The following is a 4,351-nucleotide window of genomic DNA, read 5'->3' as shown; positions in this document are numbered from 1 at the left end:
ATGAAGGATGAAGGCAGAAAAATATTCGTTCTTGGAAATGCGCCAACAGCTTTATACAAGGTTATAGAAATGTTTAATGCTGGATGTAGTGTAGATGCAGTTGTAGGTGTTCCAGTTGGTTTTGTAGGCGCTGCTGAATCAAAGCATTCATTAGAACAAACAGAAATACCTTATATAGTAGCGCAAGGTAGAAAAGGTGGTAGCAATGTAGCTGCTGCAATAGTTAACGCTATATTATACGCAATGTAGGTAACACTATGGAAGAATACGTATATATAGACGGCAAAAAATACAGAAGAGGATATACTACAGGATCTTGTGCCGCTGCAGCATCAAAGGCTGCGACGTATATGTTGGTTACTCAAAAGAAATTAGAGTCAGTCAACATAGATACGCCAAAAGGAATTTATTTAACATTAAAGCCTGAAAATATAGAAATAAACAGAGAATATGCTATTTGTTCTATAAAAAAAGACGGTGGAGATGACATCGATGCAACTCATACTATGGATATTTTTGCGAAGGCTGAGATGATAGACAGAGTTAATGAGGGTGAAGACATCTATGTTACAGGTGGAATAGGAGTAGGTACAGTCACTAAAAAGGGATTAAAGGTCGAGGTTGGAAAGTCAGCTATCAATCCAGTACCTATGAGCATGATAAAAACAGAAATCCACAAGGTCTTGGGGACAGATTTAAATACATATATAGACAAAACAAAAACATTAAAAATTACTATATACGCACCACAAGGAGTGGAAATTGCTAAAAAGACCTTTAATCCTAGACTTGGCATAGTTGGAGGAATATCTATTTTAGGTACTTCTGGAATAGTAGAACCTATGAGTGATGAAGGATGGAAAAAATCTCTATCTCTAGAGCTTGAAATGAAAAGAGGGCAAGGCTTAGATAAAATTATACTAGTTCCAGGAAATCATGGAGAAGAGTTTATACAAAACGAGTTAGGCTTAGATATGAAATACGTAGTCAGAATGAGTAACTTTGTAGGATATATGCTCATGGAGGCAAAACGCATGGGGTATAAAAAATTACTCCTAGCTGGACATATCGGTAAATTTATAAAAGTCGCTGCTGGAATATTCCAAACTCACAGCAAGGTTGCCGATGCTAGAAATGAAATTATGATTTCTAATTTAGCACTTATGGGAGCGCCAGTAGAATTTTTACGACAAATAGACGAATGTGTAACAGCAGAGGGAGCAGTTGAAATAATCGACCAAAGTGAGTACACAGATGTTTACAATATTTTATGCAACAAATGTAGAGATAGAGTAAAACAACATCTAGGTGATGACAGCATAGATGTAGGTGTGTATATGTTTAGGATGGACAAATCCTATTTAGGAAAATCAGACAATGCAGATTCTATAGTGGAGGTATTTAGATGATTAATATTATAGGTTTAGGACCTGGAAACACAGATTATATTACTAAATTAGGAGAAAAATTAATCTATTCATCTGATGCAGTAATCGGAGGAAAGAGAAATTTGGAGTCTATAAGTGATTTCGAAGGAGAAAAAATAGTTTTATCTACAAATTTAAAAGAAATCCTAGAATATATACAAAACAACTTAGATAAAAATATTTCTGTTATAGCATCTGGAGATCCTTCTATATATGGAATTGGAAAATATCTTTCAAAAAATATAGAACATAAACACTTAAATATAGTTTCTGGTATAAGTTCACTTCAATATATATTTTCAAGAATATTTGTCGACATGAACGATGTCTATATTACAAGTAGCCACGGAAAGGTGCCAGACTTTGATTACATACTTTCTCACAAAAAAGTATGTATGGTTACTGACAGCAAAATAGGTCCTCACGAGATAAGCAGAGAAATACAAAAGAGAAATTTAAATAAAACTGTAGTAGTAGGCGAAAATCTATCTTATGAGGATGAAAAGATAACAATAGGAAAGCCAGAGGATATATTGGCAGTTGAAAAATTTGATATGAATGTAGTGGTGATATTAGATGAGGAATAGAGATTTTATAACAGGAAAAGTTCCTATAACAAAAGAAGAAGTCAGAGCTATATCTATAAATAAATTGGATTTATTAAATGCTAAGACTTTTATAGATGTAGGTGCAGGGACTGGTAGTATATCTATTGAAGCTGGATACCATTATCCAAATTTAAGAGTTATAGCTATCGAACGAAATGACGATGCACTTGATTTAGTAAATCAAAATATAGAAAATTTTAATCTAACAAATGTAGAGGTTGTAAAGGCTTATGCACCTGTTGATTTAGATTTAGATACACAGGTAGATGCAATTTTCCTTGGAGGAACAGGAAAGAAGCTAGAAGAAATTATCGACTGGTCTAAGGAATTATTAGTCCCTGGAGGAAGACTTGTAGCTAATTTTATAATAATAGATACATTTTATGAAATGCTGAGATTAGTTAGAGAAAAAGGGTTTAAAAACGTAGATGTAACAGTTTTAAACGTTTCAAAGCTTGAAAAATTAGGACCAGGGGAATATTTTAAACCTCATAATCCAATATATATAATATCATGTGAAAAAGGAGTAGAATAGGACAATGAATACTAACGTTAATAAAGTACATTTTGTAGGGGCAGGCCCTGGGGACAAAGAATTAATAACATTAAAAGGATATAAATTACTAAGCAATGCAGATGTTGTAATATATGCAGGTTCATTAGTAAATCCAGCACTTCTTGAATACTGCAAAGAAGGCTGCGAAATACATGACAGTGCTTACATGAATTTGCAAGAAATAATAGATGTTATGGAAAAAGGAATCAAAGAAGGAAAATCTGTTGTAAGATTACAAACAGGTGACTTCTCTATATACGGTTCAATCAGAGAACAAGTAGAAGATTTAGCAAAATTAGATATAGATTACGACTGTACACCAGGAGTAAGCTCTTTCTTAGGTGCATCATCAGCTCTAGGAGTAGAATACACAGTTCCAGAAGTATCTCAAAGTGTTGTTATAACTAGAATGGAAGGTAGAACTCCAGTGCCAGAAAAGGAATCTATAGAATCTTTCGCTAAGCACCAAACTTCAATGGTAATATTCTTATCAGTTCAAGAAATTGAAAAGGTTGTAGAAAAATTAATAGCTGGTGGATATCCAAAAACTACTCCAATAGCAGTAATATACAAAGCTACTTGGCCAGATGAAAAAGTAGTAAAAGGAACTTTAGAAGATATAGCAGTTAAAGTTAAAGAAAATGGAATCAAGAAAACAGCATTAATAATGGTAGGAGAATTCCTAGGAACTACATATAATAATTCAAAATTATATGATAAGGACTTCAAACATGAATACAGAAAATAATAAAATTGCTATTATTTGCTTAACTCAAAATGGAAAGAATTTAGCTTTAAAGCTGCAAAGTGAGTTAAAGGAAGGTCAGGTTTATTTTGTTAAAAAGAAGAGTGAAGATGAGTTACAGGAGTCTAGTAAAGGCATAATTAGAATATATGAAAAACTAAAAGATTTTGTTCCAACAATATTTAATAAATACAGATATATAGTATTTATTATGGCGACAGGAATCGTAGTTAGAACAATCGCTCCTTTAATACAAAGTAAATTCGAGGATCCAGCTGTAATAGTGACAGACGAAAAAGGAACTAATGTAATAAGCTTACTAAGCGGTCATATGGGTGGAGCAAATGAAATGACTTTATATATAAGCCATTTGATCGGTGCCAATCCAGTTATAACAACAGCCACAGATGTAAACAATAAATCTTCATTAGATATGATTGCAAAAAAACTAAATGGATATATAGAAAATTTTAGAGATAATGTACTAAAAGTAAATTCCATGATAGTAAATAACAAGCAAGTGGGATTATTCCTAGATGGAGATTACGATGTCGATACAAGAGGATTTAAACTTTTGAAACGCCAAGATGTAGATACAATCGAAAACATAGAAACTGTAGTCGTAGTAAGCGATAAAGAAAATCTAAATTTCGAAAATAAAAGCATAATAAAATTAGTTCCAAAAGACATCGTAATAGGAGTAGGATGTAAACGAAACATTGACAGTACACATATGAGAAATTCTTTAAAAGAATTTTTACATACGAACAACATAGATATAAATTCTATAAAAGCTATAGGTAGCATAGAAGTAAAAAAAGACGAACAAGCAATAATCGAGCTTGGAAAGTATTTAAATGTACCATTTAATACCTTCACTGTAGAAGAAATTTCAAAAGTCGACCATTTATACGGAAAATCAGAATGGGTGAAAAAAAATGTCGGTGTGTATTCGGTAGCAGAACCATGTGCACATTTACTTAGTGAAGGCAATATGATTATTGAAAAACAAAAA

Annotated in this window: 6 protein-coding genes; all 6 read left to right on the top strand. The window is 32.5% G+C overall.

All coding sequences use genetic code 11. The annotated features are described in order from the left end of the window. Window positions 1–249, top strand: a 249-nt coding sequence (locus tag SPD90_RS03835) for a precorrin-8X methylmutase (protein WP_320924353.1), incomplete at its 5' end; no start/stop codon positions are given. An 8-nt stretch (window positions 250–257) separates the two neighbouring features. After that, window positions 258–1,409, top strand: coding sequence for a cobalt-precorrin-5B (C(1))-methyltransferase CbiD (cbiD, locus tag SPD90_RS03830; RefSeq protein WP_320924352.1), 1,152 nt, complete (start codon window positions 258–260; stop codon window positions 1,407–1,409). Then, window positions 1,406–2,014, top strand: a complete 609-nt coding sequence (locus SPD90_RS03825) for a cobalt-precorrin-7 (C(5))-methyltransferase (RefSeq protein WP_320924351.1) — start codon at window positions 1,406–1,408, stop codon at window positions 2,012–2,014. Before cbiD ends, SPD90_RS03825 begins: the two co-directional genes overlap by 4 nt. Then, complete coding sequence (locus SPD90_RS03820) at window positions 2,004–2,570, top strand: decarboxylating cobalt-precorrin-6B (C(15))-methyltransferase (protein WP_320627090.1); 567 nt, start codon at window positions 2,004–2,006, stop codon at window positions 2,568–2,570. Before SPD90_RS03825 ends, SPD90_RS03820 begins: the two co-directional genes overlap by 11 nt. Before the next feature lie 4 nt (window positions 2,571–2,574). Further along, on the top strand, window positions 2,575–3,339 hold the full coding sequence (locus SPD90_RS03815; protein ID WP_320627091.1) for a cobalt-precorrin-4 methyltransferase: 765 nt from the start codon (window positions 2,575–2,577) through the stop codon (window positions 3,337–3,339). Beyond that, on the top strand, window positions 3,323–4,351 hold a 1,029-nt coding region (gene cbiG / locus SPD90_RS03810; RefSeq protein WP_320924350.1), incomplete at its 3' end, for a cobalt-precorrin 5A hydrolase. The genes SPD90_RS03815 and cbiG, both read left to right, overlap by 17 nt.

The organism is Intestinibacter sp., assembly GCF_034113885.1.
GTDB lineage: Bacteria > Bacillota > Clostridia > Peptostreptococcales > Peptostreptococcaceae > Intestinibacter.
Note: the sequence above shows the minus strand (reverse complement) of the source record. Positions and strands in the feature narration are given on the sequence as shown.

What these genes read in the sequence shown, in the direction of transcription:
- cbiD (WP_320924352.1), top strand. Translation starts at nt 258, where the DNA reads ATGGAAGAATACGTATATATAGACGGCAAAAAATACAGAAGAGGATAT.
- SPD90_RS03825 (WP_320924351.1), top strand. Translation starts at nt 1,406, where the DNA reads ATGATTAATATTATAGGTTTAGGACCTGGAAACACAGATTATATTACT.
- SPD90_RS03820 (WP_320627090.1), top strand. Translation starts at nt 2,004, where the DNA reads ATGAGGAATAGAGATTTTATAACAGGAAAAGTTCCTATAACAAAAGAA.
- SPD90_RS03815 (WP_320627091.1), top strand. Translation starts at nt 2,575, where the DNA reads ATGAATACTAACGTTAATAAAGTACATTTTGTAGGGGCAGGCCCTGGG.